The sequence below is a fragment of the Idiomarina sp. OT37-5b genome, from assembly GCF_002968395.1.
In the GTDB taxonomy this organism is placed as follows: domain Bacteria; phylum Pseudomonadota; class Gammaproteobacteria; order Enterobacterales; family Alteromonadaceae; genus Idiomarina; species Idiomarina aquatica.
Map to the genome: position 1 here is coordinate 608558 of NZ_CP027188.1, position 21188 is coordinate 629745.

The following is a 21188-nucleotide window of genomic DNA, read 5'->3' on the forward strand; positions in this document are numbered from 1 at the left end:
TAAGCAACAAGCGGTGAGCGTTTGCCTAGAGTGTTATGCTAAAAATCTATTTAATGTTTTGTTTTTATTGTAATTATTGGGTGTTTTTCAAACATAAAAAGAAATAATGAATAAAGAAGAGTAAATGTATACAGGTATCGCTGAAACGCTTTTGGAATAAGGATTTTGTTAACAAAAATAAAACATATGTTGGCTTTTCGTTCAAAATCAAACCAATGCCGTTTTTTTCGAACAAACCGTTTACATTAAGTCGATAGGTTGTTATTTTCTATCGCCATAGCTTGGCTTAGAAAGAGCAGGCTTGTTATAAGAAAAATACCCCAGGGAGATGATAATAATGAAACATCTAGCTTTTCGTAAAAGCTTAACGGCAGCAGCAGTTGCGGCGACTTTAAGCTTCCCAGCGGTTGCACTTGCGCAAGATGCACAAGAGGCAAATTCTGGTGAAGAAAAAAGTGTTGAACGTATCGAGGTTACAGGTTCTCGTATCAAGCAAGTGGATATGGAAACCTCTTCACCCGTTACGGTTATCACTGCAGAAGACATTGAAATTTCAGGTGAGCCAACAGTAGCTGACGTGCTTAATAATGCAGCCGTAAACAGCTTTGGTTCTTGGCGCGGCGTATCTGGTTATGGTTCTGGCGGTAGCGCGACGAGCAACGTTAACATGCGTGGCTTAGGAGCAAACTACACGTTGGTACTGTTAGATGGCCGACGCATGCCTGGTACCAGCTCGAGCTCAGGTGCTGCTGCGGACACGTCGCGTATTCCAATGGCGATCGTAGAACGTATTGAAATTTTGCGTGAAGGCGCGTCAGCGGTTTACGGTTCTGACGCTGTTGCCGGTGTCATCAACATCATCACCAAAAAAGACTTCAATGGCCTGAAGTTTTCTTACGACCTAGAACGCCCAAGTGTAGAAGGCGGCGACAGCGATCGTTTTACCGCAGCAACTGGCTTCTCAACGAACAAGGGTAATATCACCTTTACCTTTGAAAACTACCGTAGCGACGCCGTTTTTGACCGTGACCTTTGGAAGTTAGACGATCCAACATACGGTGCTTATTCTTCATTCAGCGCAGTACCTAATGCAGCTGGAGCAAATCAATACTACACTGCAGACTTTTGTGAAACTGCGCCTAATACTGTTCCAAGCAGTGATGGTCGTTGTCTTTATAGTTATGGCGAAGTCACCAAGTTCTATGGTGATGTAGAGCAAAATTCAATTTTGTCTAACTTTAACTATCAATTGACCAACGACTTACGTTTCCGGGGCCGCGCAAGTGCATCAATGTCACAAACTGACACACGTTATGCGGGAACGCCGGTATCAACTACATACCCTGTAATGACTGCAGACAATCCAATGAACAACACGGGTGAAGACCTTACGTTGTTTATGCGTTCTGCTCAGATTGGTGAGCGTGACACACGCACCGAAATTAACAATGTTGACTTTTTAGGTGGACTTATAGGTTTCATCGATATTGGTAATGGTGTCGATTGGGAATTAAACGGCCAATATAGCAAGTCAACTACACGGTCATTTAACTCTAACTTAATCAATGACGTGACAATGCAGCGTCTGATTGACAGCGGTGAATACGATATCCTTAACACCACTGACATGAGTTATGAAGACTGGAACTCGCAAATGACTGACCTGTATAGCCAGGCAGCTCATACTGGTTTATACCGTGCCGAGTTTGATAGCACACAAATTGACGGCTTTGCGTCTACCTTGTTGTTTGACAATGGTGACGTATCGATGTCAGGTGTTATTGGTGCTGAGTACGAGAAGATTGAATTTACTCAACAGAGCGATCCTCAATCTGCGTCGGGCAACGTTTCCGGTGGTTCAGGCGGTGATGACGTATTCGCTGACCGTGACCGCACCTCAGTATATGCAGAATTGCAAACTACACTGCCATTCGACATTGACGTGAACGCGGCCGTTCGTTACGACGAATACGACCAGTCAGGTGATGTTGGCGCACAAGTTGTTAGCGGTACCTTTGATAACGTATCTCCTCAGTTAGGTGTTGCATGGCGTGCAACCGATTCGTTGTTGTTACGTGCGAGCTGGGGTGAGTCATTCCGCGCTCCTAACATGGGCGAAATGTTCTCGTCACAAGCACTTAGCTTCGAAACCGCTGTTGATACACTGTGGTGTGATCAGCCACAAAACTCTGACCCAGTTTACTGTGCTGAATCAGGTACTCAGCACAAAACTTGGTTTGGTGGTAATCCAGATCTGCAGCCCGAAGAAGGTGACTCTTTGACCTTGGGTGGTGTTTACAACATCACAGAAAATTGGTCAGCGGAACTGTCTTACTACGACATTTCTTTGGACAATAAAATTGAAGCCGTTAGCGTTTCTCGTTTGCTAGCTGAAGAACGTGAAAACGGTATTGGCTCAAACCCTGCCGTCGTGCGTGATCCAGCAACGGGTAAAATTGACGTGATGTATAGCTTTGACCAAAACATGGCGAGCCTTGAAACGTCTGGTTTTGACTTCAAAACTAATTACAACCTAAGTACTGCTTACGGTGACTTCGGTGTTAAAGGTGAAGCAAGTTACGTTCGTGAATATGTTGAGCAAACAACTCCAGAAGCGGACCCGTTTGACTATGCTGGCCTCCAGGATTTCCCAGAGCTGCGTGCTAATCTTGCCGTAGATTGGAAATACGAAAACTGGGGCGCTGCGTGGGCGACGTATTACATTGGTCCACAAGATTCTGGTAACGAAGAATACGGCGTAACGTATTTGCAAGATATCCCAAGTTACGTTAAGCATAACGTTCAGGTATCGTACACGCATGCTTATGATGGCCGTATCACTTTAGGTGTTAACAACGTATTCGATAAAGAAGGAACGTCTTGGTATGACGGCTTCCGTGATTATCGTGACGTGAGCTGGACATTGTACGATGTATTAGGTCGCACAGTATTCTTGAAGTTTGAGCAATCATTCTAAACTTTAAGTTATAATGTCTTTAATCAAAACCGCCTCCTTTGGGGCGGTTTTTTTATGAATACGACAAAAAGGCGACAAGGTGCTGGTTATTTAGTTCAACATACTTACAACAATTTGATCGCATAAGCGTTACAAAGTGTTTACATTAAAATAACTTCTTGCTAACTTTTAATCATCCACAGTTATTGTGGGTGATAACAATAAATGTTCCGGGGAGTTTTAACTCATGAATAACACGACATTTCGCAAAAGTTTGCTTGCGGCAACTATCGCGGGGGCTATCAGCTTCCCAGCAGTTGCGTTAGCGCAAGATAATCAAGAAGACGGTGCTCAAGAAGACGTTGAGCGTATTCAGGTAACAGGTTCACGTATTAAACGTACCGATATGGAAACGGCATCTCCTGTCGAGATGGTTTCCTCAGAAGAAGTAAAAGCATCAGGTTATACCCGTGTGGAAGACTTGATGGCAACATTACCTCAGTTAGAAACTGCAGCGCAAAACTCGTTTGTTGCTAACGGCGCAGCGGGTGTTGCTAACCTTGACCTTCGTGGTTTGGGTGCTCAGCGTACCTTGGTACTGGTTAACGGCCGTCGTTTACAGCCAGGTGGCGTATACTCACAGGCTGCTGACGTCAACCAAATCCCGACGGCTTTGATTGAGCGTGTCGAAGTGTTAACCGGTGGTGGTTCTTCGGTCTACGGTTCCGACGCGGTCGCCGGTGTTGTTAACTTTGTCATGAAAAAAGACATGGAAGGCTTTGACGTTTCTATTGGTACGTCAGGCTACCAGCATGACAACAGCAACGACTACATGCAGGGCTTGATGGACGAAGCGGGTTACGACTATCCGACCGACGGTTCAGGCATTGACGGTAAGACATACACCATCGACGTTTCTGGTGGTAGCTTGTTTGCTGGCGGTAAAGGTAGCGCGACGTTCTACGCGACGTACCGTACCAACGAAGAGTTACTGCAAGCTCAACGCGATTATTCATCCTGTGCTTTGAACGGTGCGGGTACAACATGTGGTGGTTCTGCAACGGCACCGGTACCTAACTTCTTCATTTCTCCAATCGTTGGTGGCGCGGCTGACTTTGACCAAGAAGTGTTCTGGTCATTAACTGAAAACAGCACCTTTGAACCTTTCAGTGACAACGTTTACAACTATGCGCCGATCAACCACTTCATGCGTCCAAATGACCGCTACACGTTTGGCTCATTTGTTAACTACGAAGTGAATGATAATTTCCGCCCATATTTGGAAACCAGTTACATGCAAGACCGCACCGCTGGTCAGATTGCGCAGTCTGGTGTGTTCTTCCAAAACTTCGTCTTTGATATTGACAGCGACGTTTTCAACGACGCACAACGTCAACAGTTCCGCGATCAGTTTGGTAGCGATACTGACCAAATTTTGGCTTACATCGGTAAGCGTAACGTTGAAGGTGGTCCACGTGTAAACAATCTGGAGCACAACTCTTATCGTATCGTTGCAGGTGCCAATGGTGCCTTAAGCGGTATGTGGGAATATGATGTGTCATTCCAGTACGGTGCGACGTCTTCATCGTCTGTTTACATCAATGACTTATACGTTCCACGCATGGCTCAGGTGCTGGGTGCATCAGGTGCTGACGCTTGTACCGGTGACTGTATTCCTTATGAAGTATTCACCTATCAAGGTGTTACTGAGGCAGCGGCACGTGCTCTAGGTGGTACAGCGGCTCTAACCGGTTTAACAACTCAGCGTATTATTAACGGCTATGTTACCGGTGAAACGGGCTATAGTCTGCCGTCATCAAACTACAACATCGCGGCAGTATTTGGTGTTGAAAACCGTGAAGTTGACTTCGAACGTGTGGCGGATGAAGTTTACCAAATGGGCGCGCTGTCCGGTCAAGGTGGCCCGACTAACAGCTTAATCGGTGGTTATAACGTTTCTGAAGTATTTACTGAGATCAACATTCCAGTAGTAGAAGACGTGAGCTGGGCAAACAGCTTAGTACTTGACTTGGGTTATCGCTACTCAGACTACAACACCTCTGGCGGTGAACCATCGTACAAATTTGCCGTTGATTGGCAAGTTAACGATGATTATAAGGTTCGTGGTACGTTCAACCGTGCAGTACGTGCACCAAACGTAGCAGAACTTTTTGCTGAACAGGGACTTGGCCTGTGGTCAGGTGTGGATCCATGTGCAGGTGATAGCCCTGAGTACACGCAACAGCAATGTGCGCTTACCGGTATGAGTGCGTCACAATACGGCAATGTTGCGCCAAACCCAGCTGGTCAGTACAACGGTGTCTTTGGTGGTAACCCGGATCTAGACCCAGAGCTGGCAGATACCGTTACGTTCGGTATTGTTGGTAACCCTTTAGACAACTTTAACTTCTCGATTGACTACTGGGACATCGAGATGGAAGACCGTATCGGTACCATCTCTGCCGAACTTATTGTCCGTCAGTGTGCTGAAACTGGCGATGCGCAATACTGTGATGCAATCACCCGTAGTCCAGCTGGTGACTTGTGGCGTGGTACCAATGGTTTTGTTACTGCAACCAACGTCAACTTGGCGCAGTCTAAAAACACCGGTATCGACGCAAACTTCAATTACAACACCGAAATCGGTGGTGGTCAGTTAGCGGTCAGCTTAACTGGTACTTACTACATGACCAAAGAAGTCACCACGGTTCCTGGGTTGGCAGGTACGACGTACGACTGTGCTGGTATCATTAGCTCAGACTGCTTCCCACAACCTGAATGGCGTCATTCAATGAACTTCAAATACAGCACCGGCGACTGGTGGACTGTTGGAGCTAAGTGGCGCTTTAATGGTCAAGTGGACTATGACGGCTCGACTGACCAGCTAATTGGCGACGGTCTGGCTTCTGTAAGCTACTTAGACTTGAACGCAAACTTCGACGTAACAGACAACATCTCCGTTCTGTTCGGTATGAACAACGCGTTGGATAAAGAACCAGAAATCGTCGGTGACGTGAACAGCCTGAACGGTAACACTATCCCTGGTTACCACGATGCGCTGGGTCGTTATGTGTTTGGTAGCGTAACGTTCCGCTTCTAAACTCTCAGCATTATTATTCTTGTGTACTAAAGGCGGCCTCCGGGCCGTCTTTTCACATTCTAATAACAGCTGTTATTAAATAATAAAACATTTGAAGACTAAGTGCGCATTGAGGCCAAAAAGTGGCCAAGAAACTCAAAAAACTCCCCGATCAGTTGAATTCGGTACTTGCACCGAGTAAAACAGTTGCGCTTGTTTTAAGCAAAACTAACAAAAAGACGTACCAGGGAGTTTTCTCATGAAACGTAGTACCTTCAAAAAAGCCTGACCGCGGCTGGGATCGCGACGACTTTAGCAATTTCGCCGTAAACCCTCGCCCAATCGGGCGGGGATATAAGGCGATTGAGGCGAGGCCTCAACGTCCTTGACAAGCAAAGCTATATCAGGAGAATACTGGTTATCTATACAGTTTCATGATTTAAATGTTAAGAGCGACAAAAGTACGCATTTACCCAACTCAAGAGCAGGCTGAGTTTTTAATAGCTCAGTTTGGCGCTGTGCGTTTCGCGTACAACAAGGCTCTGCATTTAAAGTCTCATATATATCGCAAGCGCAGGATTACGCTGAACCCCAAAAAAGACATAAAACCGCTGCTTGCCGTTGCTAAGACATCACGAAAATACCACTGGTTGAAACAATATGATTCAATCGCCTTACAGCAGGCGGTCATCAACCTTCACCAAGCCTTTGACAACTTCTTCAACCCGAAGTTAAAAGCCAAATTCCCGCAATTTAAACGCAAGCACGGCAAACAGTCGAGTTACCACTGTGTGGGTGTTAAAGTGCTGGATGGGGCTGTTAAGTTGCCCAAGATGCAGCCTGTAAAGGCAAATATTCATCGTGAAATTACGGGTGCAGTAAAAAGCATTACTGTCAGTTTGAGTAAAACAGGTAAGTTTTACGCATCAATTCTTGTGGATGATGGAGTCGAAGCGCCTGCATTACTTCGCACTGTAAGCAAGGTTACAGGTGTTGATTTGGGGCTGTCTCACTTCACCATCGAATCAAACGGCAGAAAGACTGCCAACCCTCGATTTGTAAAACGCGCTGAGAAAAATCTCAGACGTAAGCAGCGCCAGTTGTCTCGTAAGGCTAAAGGGAGCGCCAACCGAGCAAAGGCTCGTTTGTTGGTTGCAAAATGCCACGAAAAAGCAGCAAACGCTCGTGCCGACTTTCAACACAAACGCTCTCGAACTCTCGTTGACGAAAACCAAGCGGTGATAGTTGAGACATTGAAATCGGCCAATATGATGAAAAACCGTAAACTGGCAAAACACATAGCCGATGCCGCATGGCATAGCTTTGTTGCGAAACTGGAATACAAACTGAAAGAGCAAGGCAAATACCTAGTCAAGCTCGACCATTGGTACGCCAGTTCTAAAACATGCCATTGTTGCGGTCATAAAATGGAAGAAATGCCCTTGTCTGTTCGAAAATGGGATTGCCCGTCTTGCGGAACGACGGATATAGATCGCGACTTAAATGCCGCCTTTAATATCCGTGATAAAGGCATTCTGGAATTAAAGGCGGCTGGACGGTCGTCTCTGCTTATGGAAGCTGCGTAAGCCTCGATACTATCGAGCAACGGCTAATGAAGTAAGAAGCATCGCCTGATAAGGCGGTGAGTAGTCACGCTTCCCAGCATTGGTAGCTGCACAGGACAGTGGCGCAGACGACGTAGAACGCATTCAGGTAACGGGTTCTCGGATCAAACGTACGGACACAGAAACAGCAAGCCCTATCACCGTTTTTGACGCAGAAGCGATCGAAAACTCTGGCTTCACCACCATGGAAAAGTTCATCCATAACATTCCTTCGATGAACGGTGGTTACAACGGTTCAAACACTAACAACGGCTCTGTAGGTTACGCTTCAGCTAACTTACGTGGTCTGGGTTCAGCACGTACCCTGATCCTGATCAACGGTCGTCGTTACGCTTCAGGCGATTTGAACTCTATCCCAATGGCATACATTCAGCGTGTTGAAGTATTGCGTGACGGCGCCTCAACCATTTATGGTTCTGACGCGATTGCCGGCGTTATCAACTTCATCACCAAAGACGATTTCGAAGGCGCTGAGTTCTCAGCTCAGTACGACCTGACTGGTGAAGGTGACGGCGAAACCACCAAAGTATCGGGTGTTATTGGCGCAACCAGCGACAAAGGTAACGTAACCTTAGCGCTTGAATACCAAAACCGTAACCCAATCTGGCAGGGCGATCGTGACTTCTCGAAAGTTCCTTACAGCGAGTCTGGCGGTGAGCTAGTACCCGGTGGTTCTTCAACTATCCCTTACGGTAACTGGTCTGCACTAGACCCAGATTCACAGTACAACTCAGGTAACGCAGGCACCAGCTTTGTTGTTGATCCGGTCACTGGCGAAGTTCGTCCATACAACGGTCAGCAAGACGCGTACAACTTCGCCCCTGCAAGTTACATGGTAACGCCTCAGGATCTGTTCTCTATCAATGCCTCAGCTAACTACGAGCTAACTCGTGACCTGACCGCATTCATGGAAGGTGGTTTCACTAACCGCCAATCAGACCAGTTGATGGCTGCAGAAGGTACGTTCTGGGGACCAACCGTTGCGGCTGATCACCCAAACAACCCTATCGGTGAAGAGCTGGTTATCTACCGTCGTCTGGCAGAAACCGGTGGCCGTTCATTCACTCAGGACTTCTCTGATTACCGTATGGTATTCGGCCTTGAAGGTTACCTGGACAACGGTTGGGCGTGGGACGTTTCTTACAACTACTCACGTTATGTTGACAGCCGTGTAGAATACGGTCGTTCAAACCCAGAGCGTATCGGCACCTTGTTGGATCCAACACTGTGTGCGGCAGACGAAGAGTGCCCTGGTGTATGGAACCCGTTCCAGGAAGGTACTTTCACACAAGAATTCCAAGACTACGCAACCATTCCAAACTCGCCAGTTGACCGTGCGACGACTAAGCAGTTGATGGCTAACTTAACCGGTGATACTGGTTCATTAAGCCTGCCTGCGGGTCCAGTTGCATGGGCATTTGGTGTTGAGAAGCGTTGGGAAGAGTACCAGAACCAGCCTGACGGCGGCGCAATCTTAGGTCAAATCTACAGCGTTGCAGCTGAACCAACTGAAGGTTCTTATGACGTTCAGGAAGCGTACGTTGAAATCAACGCACCGTTGTTGGTTGGCTTGCCAGGCGTTGATCGTCTTGACCTGTCAGCAGCCGTTCGTCGTTCAGACTACGACTTCCTTGACGCTCAAACCACAACCAAGTTTGGTTTAGAGTACGTACCGACTGACGGTATGTTGGTTCGTGCAACGTTCGCGGAAGGTTTCCGTGCACCAGGTATCGGTGATTTGTACTCGCCACAGGTAGAGTCTAACATCAGCTACACCGATCCGTGCATTAACTACGCGAACAGTAACGCGAGCGAAACCGTAAAAGCGAACTGTGCCGCAGAAGGCCTGCCAGGTGACTTCAACCTGGATAACAACCAGTCTTCAACCCTGGTTGGCGGTAACCCGGATCTGAAACCAGAAACGTCTGAAAGTTTCACCATGGGTATCGTTTATCAGCCTGAGTTCATCGAGAACTTCAGCGTCGCCGTTGACTACTACGACATCGAAATCGAAGACGGTTTAGGTGCACCAAGCACTTCTGCGATTATCTCTGAGTGTTACAACAGTGATAACTTCAGTGCTGCGTCATGTGACCTGATCTTAGGTTCAGAAGCCGTAGGTCGTCCGGGTTACTCAGGTTCTGATTTCCGTGACTCACAAGGTTACATGGCGGGTATCTTAGCGGGTACAGCGAACATCTCTACCTTCACCACTTCAGGCCTTGATTTCGACATCAACTGGGCATCTGAGCTGGGCGACGGTATGTTCAACCTGCGCGTTGACGGTACCATCCTGGATGAGTACAAGTACCTGGCACAAGAAGGTGCACAAACGCTGGAGCTGGCGGGTAAATTCGGTGCTGACACCAACTTTGGTGGCCGTGTTGCTGCGTTCCCAGAATTGCGCACTAACTTGACCATGGGCTACCAGAGCGGTGACTTCGACTGGAGCTGGATCACTCGCTTCCAGGACGGCGTAACCGACATCAACTACTCAGAAGACGATCTGTCTTCAGAAGTTGGCAGCTACGTTTATCACGACGTTCAAATGAGCTACTTTGTTAACAACACGACCACCTTTACTCTGGGTGCACGTAATTTGTTCGATAAGCAGCCTCCATACGTTACTAACAATAACGATATGAATACCTTGAACTCTTCTTATGACACAGCTGGCCAATACTGGTATGCTCGTGTTGGAGTTAAGTTTTAATCGATAGTGATTAACGATGAAAAACCCGGCTCCGGCCGGGTTTTTTTTGTCTAACAGATAGCTAAATAATAATAAACTGGCGTAAGGAAGTCGTATTATGTCAAATAAACAAAATCCATGGTCCGTGTTCTGGCAAAAGGGCGCATTTGCGGCATTTCTGGACGAAAAATCGACGCTGCAAAATTATCAAATGCGTAAGTTTTGGTTTGAGCGGATGGAAGAAACAGAGCCGAAGCAACCGATTCTGGATGTAGCCACGGGTAACGGTATCGTGCCGCAGTGGCTTAGTGAATTCGCTGACAAGAAAGGTAAGAAATTTGATCTGATTGGGGTCGATTCGGCCGTGATCAAACCGGCTAACGACAAGCTTAAGCTGCACGGCGAAACACCTTACGAGCGCTTTACCCTGCCGTCGAATAAGAAGTTCGGCACCATCGTGTCCCACTATGGGCTGGAATACGGCGATATGGCAAAAGGCTTACCGCACCTGCATAAAAACCTTAAGCGTGGTGGCATGGTTATCGCCCTGGTGCACTCGGAAGACTCGGTTATTGTGCAAACCAGTCGGAAGGTTTATGAGCTGTTACCGACGCTGATAAAACACCTGAAAAAGTCGGTCGAGCCTTTGTATACGGCGATTTTAAAAGCAGCCGGTAAGCCGTTGCCAAAAAATGCACAAATTGCCCAGCAAAAGCTTAACCAGCTTGCCGCAAAACATCGCAACGATGCGGCCTTTCATCGCACCAACTTCGTCCCGGCTGTACGTCACATTTTACAAGCTGCCGGGCAGGGTAAAGCCGCCGAAGCTAACCACGTTTTCAACGATTATTTAAGCAATTTGAGTGATCACAAAGCCCGACTTACGACCATGGTTAAAGCGGTTGAACAGGCAGGCAGCGGAGAACAACTAAAACAGCAGTTTGAAGCAGCAGGTTTTAAAGATGTGAAGGTCCAGTCGGTTCAGTTTCCGGAAACAGGAATCGTCGGACAATGTGTACAAGCTTGTAAATAGATTGAAACAAGTGTTGCAAAACTGTTGTAAAAAGTTTGAAAATATGTTTTTCTTCTTGCTGAGAGCGAACTATAAGTATGGTCGCTCTGCATAATGACCGGTTGTTATGAAAAGAAAAAACTAGACAACTGGAAAATAAAAATAAAATATTCAGGGAGACTGAACATGAACGAACAGTCATTATTGGCTCGTTCTATAAGAACGATTTTGTTTGCAGGTGTGAGCTCAGCATTCTTTGCGGTTCCAGCAATAGGGCAGGAGCAGCAAGTTAACAAAGAGGCTGAGGCTGAAGAGGAAGTTGAACGTATCGAGGTAACAGGATCGCGGATTGCGCGACCAGAGTTAGCACAAGCAGCGCCTTTATTGAGTCTAGGTGAAGAAGATATCGAACGGTTTGGTACTCCCGATTTAGGTTCGATACTTGCTGAGTTACCGGCGATCGGTGCAACCGATACAGTAATCGGTAACCGCGAGTCAAACGCAAGCGCAGGCGTAAGCTCTGCGGACTTACGTCGCTTAGGCGCTGCCCGTACTTTGGTTTTGGTTAATGGTAAACGTCATGTTGCCGGTCAGCCCGGGTCTGCACAGGTTGACTTGTCTAGTATTCCTTCAAGCATGATCAAGCGTGTTGAGGTCGTTACTGGGGGCGCATCTGCTATTTATGGTTCGGATGCAGTATCTGGTGTTGTTAACGTCATACTTAAAGACGATTACGAAGGATTGGAATTCAGCGCTACCGGCTCAGGCTCAACTGAGGGTGTTGGCGCAAAGTCACACCAGTTTACTATCCTTGGTGGTGGTGACTTCATGAATGGTCGTGGGAATGCTACATTTTTTATGACGCAAACGCGACTTCAACAAACAATGGAAAATGATATCCGTCAGTTCGAACGCTGGGGTACAATTCTTAATCCAGAAGACACTGGTCGGTTAGATGGTATTCCGGATCGCCTTTTTGTCCGTAACGTTGGCTCTGAAATGATTAACCGGTTCGGTGTAATTAATCCTTTTGGAGGTGGCCCACGCTATACCTTCCAACCTGATGGTAATCCGATTCTGCAGCAAGAGCGTGATGGAACAAACAGCTTTGCATTTGGCAGTTTTCCAGATGGTTGTGACACCTGCTTCTTTGGTCAAGATTACGTGAACTATCAGCCTGATGTGCGTCGTGAGACTGTTGGCTCTACGTTTAATTTTGATTTCAACGATTATGCACAGTTCTATGGTGATTTTAAGTACTCGCGTGCTGATGTCGAGCAACAGTTCCAACCTTCTTTCAGGTTTGGTAATATTACAATTGATGTAGCAAATAACGCCTTTATAGACGAAGCTCTTCGTCAAGAGCTGCTCGACAATGGCCAATCATTTGTCAGTATGGCTAAGTTCTTCGATGAATGGGGCAATCGTTCTGCAGACAATGAGCGTCAGACTTTCCGAGTGGTTTCAGGTGTTAAAGGTGCCGTACCATTAGGAAGTACTTTTTTAGATTACGATTTCTATTATTCTTATGGGGAAACATCGAATAAACGTCAGACGTTGAATTCACTTATCCCCGGTAACTTTGCCGCAGCAGTTAATTCTGTGATTGATCCAGAAACTGGTGAAGCTGTATGTGCAGATCCATCCCAAGCAGACGTTAATCCGCAAAACTGCGTTGCTTATAATCCGTTTGGCTTTGGCCAAGCATCACAAGAAGCAATTGATTATGTGTCTGCTGACGTAACTCGAGAAGACAAAATTACTCAAGAGTACTTGGGAGCCTCATTTGTAACGGATACTACGGGGATGTTCGAACTTCAGGGTGGTCCAGTAGATGTTGCATTCGGTTTTGAGTATCGCGAAGAAACATCAACGACCATTACTGACGAGTTCACTCGTCGTGGGTTGACTCAGAACGCAGCTACTCCAAATGAGTACGGTGAGTATGATGTAAGTGAGTTTTTTGCCGAAGTTAATCTACCTATTTTGCGCGACCTAGATTTCGCAAAAGAATTAAGCATTGATGCGGCATTTCGCACGGCCGACTATTCTCATGCTGGTACAGCTGATGCGTGGAAAGTAGGGTTGGTTTATCGTCCTATTGATGATGTGCGCTTACGTGGAACATTAGGACAAGCCGTTCGCGCTCCAAATATCACTGAAGCATTTAGTCCTCAGTCTCCAGGCTTTGCTAATGTTTCAGACCCGTGTGATGCTGATAATATCAATCAAAACCCTAATCGGGCAGCTAACTGCCAGGCATTAGGGGTGCCTGAGGGCTTTCAGGCTAATGACAACGTAAGTATCGAGCTAATCTCAGGTGGTAATCCTGATCTTGCTCCGGAGGAGTCGGATTCGATGACCTTTGGTATCGTGTATACTCCATCGTTCCTTGAGAACTTCTCAATTACTGCTGACCTTTATGACATTGAAATCTCAGACGCGATTACCTTTATCGGTGCACAAACCGTCGTAAATAACTGTGTTGACTCAGAGGGAGGCCCGTCAGGAACATTCTGTTCTCAGGTTGACCGTGATGAGCAAACTAACGATATCACACAGGTACGTTCCGGCTATCTGAATGCTGCTGCACTCAATACTCGCGGGGTAGAAGTCGATATTAATTATCGTACTGAATTGGAACAGTACAATCTGCCTGGCTCATTGTCGGCTAACTTATTTATCAACCATCTAATTGAGCTGGAGTCGTTTGAATTCCAAGACCAGCCGGAATTGAATAACGATGAGGTTGGAGAAGTGGGCGATCCAGAGTGGCAGGCGCGTATGTCGTTGACATATCGTCTGGATGACGTGTCGGTTAACTGGTCATCACGTTACCTAGATCGTTCAGCTCTCTTTGACGTAACTGAACGTCTTGAAGCTTATGAGAACGTCTCTCCTAATTACGTTGGTTCTATTGTGACTCATGATGTTTCTGCGAGTTACTATTTCAGCGAGAACTTCAATGTAAACGCGGGTATTCGTAATGTGTTCGACAAACTTCCTCCAGGTTATACGGGCAATCCGCTTTATGACCTTGTGGGACGTCGAGCATATGCTGGTGTTCAATATACATTCTAAATTGGATGATATCGGACGATAAGCCGATGTCAGACAGCAAAACCCTCGCTTCGGCGGGGGTTTTTTATTGCCTGCACGCTACACTTTAACGCTTTATATTGGTCAGGAGTTACTGTGACAGTCCCCAAATCCGTGCTTTATAAAAACTCACTCGACGCGCTTGTCACATATTCTGCTTTTCGTGTTTTCCTTCCCTACCATCCTGTAGAAACGCTAATGGAAAGGGATGGGCCATTTAAAGCTATGAAACGAGTGTTTCCTGTTCGCTCTGTCGGTAAGATCGAACTTGTACCACTGGAAGAAATTCGCTGGATCAAGGGTGCCGCGAACTACGCTGAGATCCACGCACAAAACGGTAAGTATATGCACCGGGAAACCTTGCATAACCTGACCCAACAATTGGATCCTTCGATGTTTTTACGCATTCATCGTTCAGCGATCGTAAACCTGAATCATATTAAAGAAATCAGCAGTGAGCTGGGGCGGTTTTCGCTGGTCACTCTGCGTGACGGTACCGAATTAAAAATCGGTAACGGCTATCGCGACACGCTTTTCTCAGCCCTAAACCTGTGATGTCGAGTACGTCGTGCCTTTGGCACGACACAAAAATTCCCCTCAATTATTTACCTCGACGGCCGATAACAGCGTAACAAGGCATTAGCGGAGAAGTTTTATGTTACGCGCGGGTTTATTGCTGCTGACATTGGTGTTGAGCCCTTTGGTAGCGGCTCATAAAGCCAACACCTACGAGGGCGTGGCCGATGATTTAGCGGAGCAACTGGTGGTGCAATTAAAGCGCCAGGGAGCCGATGACGGCTTTTCACAATTGGGATTGACGCGCTGGGTGATGGCGGACTCGCTGGCGCTGCCGCATCCGCACGATTCAGTCACAGGCCTTAGTCATCAGCTGAGTGAAAGCCTGTACACTCACCTGCAGGAACGTAACGTGCGCTTAATCGACTATCGGGCTCAGGATTATGTGAGTTTGTCCAAGCAGGGCGCCACATTATTGACCCGCGATCCGCAACGACTCAATCAGCAACCGTTACTGGACTGGGTGCTGGTGGGTACGATGGCGCCGGAGCAGGGGGGTGTCATCGTTAACCTGCGGGTTATCGACCGCACATCACAGCAGGTGCTGGCCTCAGCCAATCGCTTTGTACCTAAGCACTTGTATGCCGATAACCGCCGTAGCGAGATGGTTGGCGGCAAACTGCAACGTAATTTTTAAGGGGACCGCGATGAAACACTACCTCTGCATCGGTTTGATCAGCGCGCTGGTGTTGGGCGGATGTACGGTGCTGCCGAAGCCGGATGCCAAAGCGCGCTTGTCCAGCTACGAAAAGCCGTATCAACAACCGGGCAGCTCGCAATACGCCAGTGATATCGCTCAGCAACTTGTACACCATGCTAACGCAGATTTATCGGCGGCCACCATTGGCGTTACCACCTTCAGTAACGTGACGTCTGATTACAACGAAGGAACACCCTTTGCGCAAACCCTGGCTCAGCAGTTGATGACCGAAATGCATCGTCAGGAAATGCCGTTACTGGACTTTAAAACCACCGACTTTATTCGGGTAACCGCCGATGGCGACTTTGCCTTAACCCGCGATTACCTGGAAATTGATGAAATTTTACCGGTTACCCATGTGGTGGTGGGTACCTGGGCTCAACACCGTGCCGGTGTGATGGTTACCGCGCGACTGGTGGATATTAACAGCAAAGACGTGGTAAGCGTGGCACAGACCTTTGTGCCGCAGCAGGTGGTGCGACAATTGAGTGAACAGGGCGAAAAGGCCATTATTCGTAAAGCACCGTAGATCTCGCTTTATCAATTAAGCGTACCTATACTGTTGAATAACAACACATTACAACAATAGGTACGCTATGAAAACGTTGCAAAACTTGTTTATCCTGCTGGGCTTTTTGTCCGTCATTGTGCTGGCTGTGTCCGGGCCTCTTTATCAGTCTGAGTTGATCAGTTTAGGAACCGCTTTCTTGTTGTTGCGGTATGCGGCTTACGTGGCAGCCGCCACCGTCGTCATTAATGTTCTGTTTTTTATTTTTCGTCGCCCGGCCGGTGCTCGAGCCGGTGCTTCGGTGCTTTCCGTCATTGCCGCAGCGATTGCGTTTTACCTGCCGTTCAGCCAATACCAAACGGCCACATCGGTACCGCCCATCCATGATATTTCGACCGACTTGGTTAACCCTCCGCAATTTGAGGCCATTGCGCCATTGCGTGCGGATGCACCAAACCCGGTAGAATATGCCGGCGAGGAAACGGCAAAGCAGCAACGTGAAGCCTACCCGGATCTGCAGACCTATACCACCGCTGAAGACGTTAACGCGGTGTTTGCCAAAGCTCTGCAGGCGGCCAACGACATGGGCTGGGAAATTGTTGAAGCCAACGAAGACGAAGGCCGTATTGAAGCAACCGACACCACCACCTGGTTTGGCTTTAAAGACGACGTGGTCATCCGTATCGAGTCGGTAGACGGCCAGACCCATTTGGATATCCGCAGTAAGTCCCGCGTCGGTCGCAGCGACGTCGGTAAAAACGCCGAACGCATCCGTGAGTTCTTAGCCGCATTGTAGCTCGTGCCCGCTGTAGCTCGTGCCTCTGGCACGAGCCTCACTTCTCAGTCGCGCTGTAAGCGCGACCTACTGTTTAAATTCCAGTTGTAGTCGGTGTAGCGGATGGCAATATCGGTTTCTGTTAAGCGCTGACGCTGCTCTTCGTTATCCGCTAAAGCCTGTGCATATTGGCGCATATACTCACGAACGCTTGCCTCGTTGACTTGCTTAAAGTCCTCAGCATACCAGTCAAAGATCTTCGATAAATACAGACCCCGGTCGTCGATGCCGTTTTTGTTGCGATCGCGTAAAAACGACACCATTTGGTCGTCGAGCTGCTGCTCAAGTTTGTCGCCAACAAACGCCTCTGCTCGCAGTTTGGGACAACTGACGGCGGCACAAACAAGTGCCGCATGAATGCGCGGCTCGTCAAAGTCGACACGTATCTTTTCGTGTTCTAGCCAATCCAGCGTGCGTTTCTCGCCCAATAAGGTGAAGAATTCCTGTTCCCAGGGGCTGGTAAAAAAGCCCCCTAAATCCCTGATGGATTCAGCATTGCCGGATTTAAACGTATGAAAGTTTTCGATAATTAGCTGTAGGGTAAAGGCGTTATAGGCGTTGATTAAAAAGGCTAATTGCTGGCTGTCGCTCCACTGTTGATATTGTTTCTCTGTTACTGCTGACAGCATTCTCAGGTAGCTGTTTAATGGTTCGGGTGCTGATGCCAAAGTGGCGTAGTCGACCGCAGACTTCAGGCCTTCATTATAAACCACCACATGCTGCTGCAACACCTCAGTAAAGCGCTGATGCTGGAGATCAAAGGTTTGGCTTAGTGTACTGGGCGTCACCAGAATAAGAATGAGTAGTAGGTAGCGCATAGAAATTAGCATCTCCGGTCGGGATGGTTCTGTACAGCCTCGCGGTTTGGGCGCTTCGCGCGGTGTAGCTCGCTGCCTTCGGCGCGAGGGGATAGGGCCTGCGGCCGGTGTGGCTTTGCAGCATGCCCCCCAAACCCGCGAGTGCGAAGCACGAGCCCATACCGCGAGCGTAGCGAGCCTATTTGAACTTCTGAAACGGCTCATCAATTGGCGTTTGCGCGATGGCATTGGTGTAGTTGCTCATGGTTTTTTGCGCAATCCCCAAAATAACCTCCAACACGTGGCGGTTGCCGTAGCCTGCATCAAAAAATGGGCGTACGTCGGTTTCCTCCACCTGACCACGTTTTTCCAGTACCGCCTCGGTAAAAATACGCAGTGCTTGTAATTTTGAGTCGTCAAGCGTTTCGCCATTTTTCAACTGCCGCGTAATCGAGTCATCCGCACCCATCTGCTTGGCAATGGCCGTATGAGCCGGTACGCAATAATGGCAGCTGTGGTAAACGTTAATGGTTTGCCACACCACAGTTAGTTCGTTTTCATCGAAGCTGCTGTTAGCAAACAGTTCGTGAGTTGTCTGATAGGCTTTTAATAGCCCTGGCGCTTCTGCCATCACCGCATGCAGATTCGGGATCATGCCGAAAGATTTCTCAGAGTCCTGTAACAGTGGTTTGCTCTCTTCGGGAGCTGATGTTTGGTCATGCAGTTTAAAGTCGGCCATGGAGCCTCCTGTAAAATAGAGTATGTATTCAAAGCATACGCAATGACATACAATTTTGTTCTCTTGAACGATAATCAACATCCAAAATACCAATGAGTTACGTAAACCAATGACGATGTAGGCTTTGCGGTATAGGCGCTTTGCGCGGTGTAGGCTCGTGCTACGCACTCGCGGTTTAGGCGCTTCGCGCGGTGTAGCTCGCTGCCTTCGGCGCGCGAAGCGCCCAAACCAGGATCAATCGATAGGATAGTGAAGTGAAGAAAACGATTATTTTTGCCTTAACAACCATCCCGCTGGTAGCCCCGGTTATGGCGCAAGAGCCGATGGAAGTGATTGAAGTGATGGGGCGTGACAGCGAGCGGTTGTTGTTACCCTCAGAAGACGAGACTGAAGGGCTGTTTGGTCTGGCCGAGAGCCTGAAAGACATTCCCCGTGCTGCGACCGTCATCAATGCGTCATTGATGCAGGAAGCGGCCATCGACGATTTACACGATATTGCGCGCTTTGCGCCGAACAGCTACGCCGCCGCCGGTTTTGGCAACCCGTCACTGCCAACATTACGGGGTCAGTTGGGTGAACTGTTTGAAGCCGGCATGCGTCGTCAGGCCGGTAATAATGGCCTGGGCATTCCTATGTCGTTTAATGCCATTGAAGGGATTGCTGTGGTAAAAGGCGCGCCGCCGGTGATGCTCGGCACCACCCAGCGGGTTGGTGGTTTTGTTAATCTGCAGCCGAAAACCGCTAACGTCAACCGTCAACACAGCCGACTGGCCGGAGAGTGGGGTCAGTGGAGTCAGTACCGCTTACAGCTCGACCACAACGCGGTGTTAAAAAGCGACGAGCAGGCTCTGCGGGTAAGCGCCGAGTACATCGATGAAGACAGTTTTTATGATTACCATCATCATCGCAGCGATGATTTGCTGGTGGCTTACCAGTGGCAGCCTAATAACGACACCCAGTTAGATGTGGCATTGGAATACTATGATGTTGCCTGGACCGACAACGCGGGTATTAACCGGCCAACCCAAGGGTTAATCGATAATAACCTATACATTACAGGTCAAGGCGTGCAACCGAACGGGTCAACCGTGCCAGGAGCGGGAGCCGTGATCACTCCAACTGGCGAAGTACGCATTGATCGCAGCAACACACTGACCGATCCACTGGATACCAATACCGCTGAAACCACTTTGTTGCACGCAAAATTACAACATTATTTCAGCGACGATCTGGTGCTGGTAAACCGCACTTATTATCAATATTTAACGCGCGAAGGCATTAATCAGAACAGCTTTGTCGAGATCATCGATGCGGCACATACCTTTGAAAACCGCACCGAACTGCACATTAATAACAACACTGTTGTCGGCGCTAATTTACGCGTCAACGATGTGCTGGGTTACAGTCAATTCACCACCGAAGCCGACAATCCGATCGATTTGACCGGGCCATTAAGCAACCGCCGTATTCCGCTGACCGACGCGCAGCAAGCACGCTTAATCGAGTTGCGGCCGGGAGTGTTTGTCTCGCCGGGGGCGCAGTATGATGTAGACGGTGACGGTGTCGGCGATTTTAACCTGTCGGATACCACCGACTCGACCAGCTATCAATGGGGCGTGTTTGCCCAGCACGAGCAAGCCCTTAGCGAACGTTGGCGAGTGACTGCCGGTGTGCGCGCCGATTATTATGACGTGGAAGCTGAAGATCCGCTGGCGCCTGCCGGGGTGGCGGCGAAAAGCGACAGTTACAGTGACTGGCTATCGGCATTAAGTTTATCGACACAGTATGACTGGACGCCGGATTTAACCCTGTATGCCACCGCCTATAAAAGTGATTCGACTTCCAATTCTATGGCCGGCGGCACCGTGCTCAATGCTGCCGGTGTCATTGATGAACAGAACTTTGCCACCGAAAACGAATTGTACGAAATTGGTTTGAAGTACGCGCCATCCGATGCTCGCTGGTATGCCGATGCAACGCTGTTTGACCAAAGCCGCAGCCTGCGTAATCGTGACGGTTCCAATAGCGGTATTCGTACCGAAGGTATCGAAGGCCAATGGCATTTTGCCGCGGACTCGTATTGGGTAACATTGGCCGCAAGCTATATCGATGCCTACTGGGATAATTCAGCGTCGTCACAGGGGACACGACAGGTGGCTGATGCCTTTGACGATTCACGCCCGGATATTATCGAGGGCACCGGTGTGGGCTCACCAAATTTCACCTTGTTCCCGGCATCGACTCAACAATTGCAGGGTATTCCAGAGGTGCAGGCGTCACTTGTGGCGGGCTGGTCGGTCACGGAAAATTGGTCGGTGGGCGGTGATTTAAGCTACACCAAGCACTTTCCGCTGGATTTTCTGCAAACGGTGTTTATCCGCGACCAGCATACTCTCAATGTGCACACACAATACCGTGTGACGCCGCAACTGACCGCTCGGCTGGATGTATTTAATGCCACCGATCAGGATAACTGGTCACCGGTATTCGAGGGCGGCTACTTTGGCGCCACGCTGGCGTTTCCATCGCAGCCCGTGCACGCTCAGTTAAGTGTGCGTTACGCATTTTGA

13 protein-coding genes are annotated in these 21188 nt (G+C 48.4%); 11 read left to right on the forward strand and 2 right to left on the reverse strand.

Annotation, left to right across the window (positions count from 1 at the left end):
- Positions 1-337 precede the first annotated feature (337 nt).
- The 10 genes from C5610_RS02740 to C5610_RS02785 all read left to right on the forward strand — a co-directional run bounded on the left by C5610_RS02740 (position 338) and on the right by C5610_RS02785 (position 17043).
- Positions 338-2977 (forward strand): TonB-dependent receptor, encoded by a 2640-nt coding sequence (locus C5610_RS02740; RefSeq protein WP_105305787.1) that lies wholly within the window; start codon positions 338-340, stop codon positions 2975-2977.
- 226 nt (positions 2978-3203) lie between these two features.
- Positions 3204-6056 (forward strand): TonB-dependent receptor domain-containing protein, encoded by a 2853-nt coding sequence (locus tag C5610_RS02745; RefSeq protein ID WP_105305788.1) that lies wholly within the window; start codon positions 3204-3206, stop codon positions 6054-6056.
- A 422-nt stretch (positions 6057-6478) separates the two neighbouring features.
- Complete coding sequence (locus C5610_RS02750) at positions 6479-7621, forward strand: RNA-guided endonuclease TnpB family protein (protein WP_105305789.1); 1143 nt, start codon at positions 6479-6481, stop codon at positions 7619-7621.
- Positions 7622-7700: 79 nt separating this feature from the next.
- Positions 7701-10373, forward strand: coding sequence for a TonB-dependent receptor plug domain-containing protein (locus C5610_RS02755; protein WP_105305790.1), 2673 nt, complete (start codon positions 7701-7703; stop codon positions 10371-10373).
- A gap of 97 nt (positions 10374-10470) precedes the next feature.
- Positions 10471-11385, forward strand: a complete 915-nt coding sequence (locus tag C5610_RS02760; RefSeq protein WP_105305791.1) for a class I SAM-dependent methyltransferase — start codon at positions 10471-10473, stop codon at positions 11383-11385.
- A gap of 165 nt (positions 11386-11550) precedes the next feature.
- On the forward strand, positions 11551-14445 hold the full coding sequence (locus C5610_RS02765; RefSeq protein ID WP_105305792.1) for a TonB-dependent receptor domain-containing protein: 2895 nt from the start codon (positions 11551-11553) through the stop codon (positions 14443-14445).
- A 243-nt stretch (positions 14446-14688) separates the two neighbouring features.
- The gene (locus tag C5610_RS02770) at positions 14689-15018 is read left to right on the forward strand and encodes a LytR/AlgR family response regulator transcription factor (protein WP_158682646.1); all 330 of its coding nucleotides are present in this window, start codon (positions 14689-14691) and stop codon (positions 15016-15018) included.
- Between the two features lie 100 nt (positions 15019-15118).
- Positions 15119-15676, forward strand: coding sequence for a FlgO family outer membrane protein (locus C5610_RS02775; protein WP_105305794.1), 558 nt, complete (start codon positions 15119-15121; stop codon positions 15674-15676).
- 10 nt (positions 15677-15686) lie between these two features.
- Positions 15687-16268 carry a FlgO family outer membrane protein gene (locus tag C5610_RS02780; RefSeq protein ID WP_105305795.1) on the forward strand — a complete coding sequence of 194 codons (582 nt, stop codon included), beginning with the start codon at positions 15687-15689 and terminating at the stop codon, positions 16266-16268.
- A 67-nt stretch (positions 16269-16335) separates the two neighbouring features.
- The gene (locus C5610_RS02785; protein WP_105305796.1) at positions 16336-17043 is read left to right on the forward strand and encodes a DUF1499 domain-containing protein; all 708 of its coding nucleotides are present in this window, start codon (positions 16336-16338) and stop codon (positions 17041-17043) included.
- Between the two features lie 44 nt (positions 17044-17087).
- Here the strand turns inward: C5610_RS02785 and C5610_RS02790 are convergent, their stop codons facing one another.
- Positions 17088-17900 (reverse strand): DUF547 domain-containing protein, encoded by an 813-nt coding sequence (locus C5610_RS02790; RefSeq protein WP_105305797.1) that lies wholly within the window; start codon positions 17898-17900, stop codon positions 17088-17090.
- A gap of 178 nt (positions 17901-18078) precedes the next feature.
- Positions 18079-18618: a carboxymuconolactone decarboxylase family protein gene (locus C5610_RS02795; RefSeq protein ID WP_105305798.1), complete on the reverse strand. Its 540-nt coding sequence runs from the start codon at positions 18616-18618 to the stop codon at positions 18079-18081.
- A 308-nt stretch (positions 18619-18926) separates the two neighbouring features.
- Here C5610_RS02795 and C5610_RS02800 point away from each other — a divergent pair, with 308 nt between their 5' ends.
- Positions 18927-21188 (forward strand): TonB-dependent receptor, encoded by a 2262-nt coding sequence (locus C5610_RS02800; RefSeq protein WP_105307683.1) that lies wholly within the window; start codon positions 18927-18929, stop codon positions 21186-21188.

Bases quoted from the DNA above. Each gene is read 5' to 3' on its own strand.
- C5610_RS02740 (WP_105305787.1), top strand. From the start codon at position 338: ATGAAACATCTAGCTTTTCGTAAAAGCTTAACGGCAGCAGCAGTTGCG.
- C5610_RS02745 (WP_105305788.1), top strand. From the start codon at position 3,204: ATGAATAACACGACATTTCGCAAAAGTTTGCTTGCGGCAACTATCGCG.
- C5610_RS02750 (WP_105305789.1), top strand. From the start codon at position 6,479: ATGTTAAGAGCGACAAAAGTACGCATTTACCCAACTCAAGAGCAGGCT.
- C5610_RS02760 (WP_105305791.1), top strand. From the start codon at position 10,471: ATGTCAAATAAACAAAATCCATGGTCCGTGTTCTGGCAAAAGGGCGCA.
- C5610_RS02765 (WP_105305792.1), top strand. From the start codon at position 11,551: ATGAACGAACAGTCATTATTGGCTCGTTCTATAAGAACGATTTTGTTT.
- C5610_RS02770 (WP_158682646.1), top strand. From the start codon at position 14,689: ATGAAACGAGTGTTTCCTGTTCGCTCTGTCGGTAAGATCGAACTTGTA.
- C5610_RS02775 (WP_105305794.1), top strand. From the start codon at position 15,119: ATGTTACGCGCGGGTTTATTGCTGCTGACATTGGTGTTGAGCCCTTTG.
- C5610_RS02780 (WP_105305795.1), top strand. From the start codon at position 15,687: ATGAAACACTACCTCTGCATCGGTTTGATCAGCGCGCTGGTGTTGGGC.
- C5610_RS02785 (WP_105305796.1), top strand. From the start codon at position 16,336: ATGAAAACGTTGCAAAACTTGTTTATCCTGCTGGGCTTTTTGTCCGTC.
- C5610_RS02790 (WP_105305797.1), bottom strand. From the start codon at position 17,900: ATGCGCTACCTACTACTCATTCTTATTCTGGTGACGCCCAGTACACTA.
- C5610_RS02795 (WP_105305798.1), bottom strand. From the start codon at position 18,618: ATGGCCGACTTTAAACTGCATGACCAAACATCAGCTCCCGAAGAGAGC.
- C5610_RS02800 (WP_105307683.1), top strand. From the start codon at position 18,927: ATGGCGCAAGAGCCGATGGAAGTGATTGAAGTGATGGGGCGTGACAGC.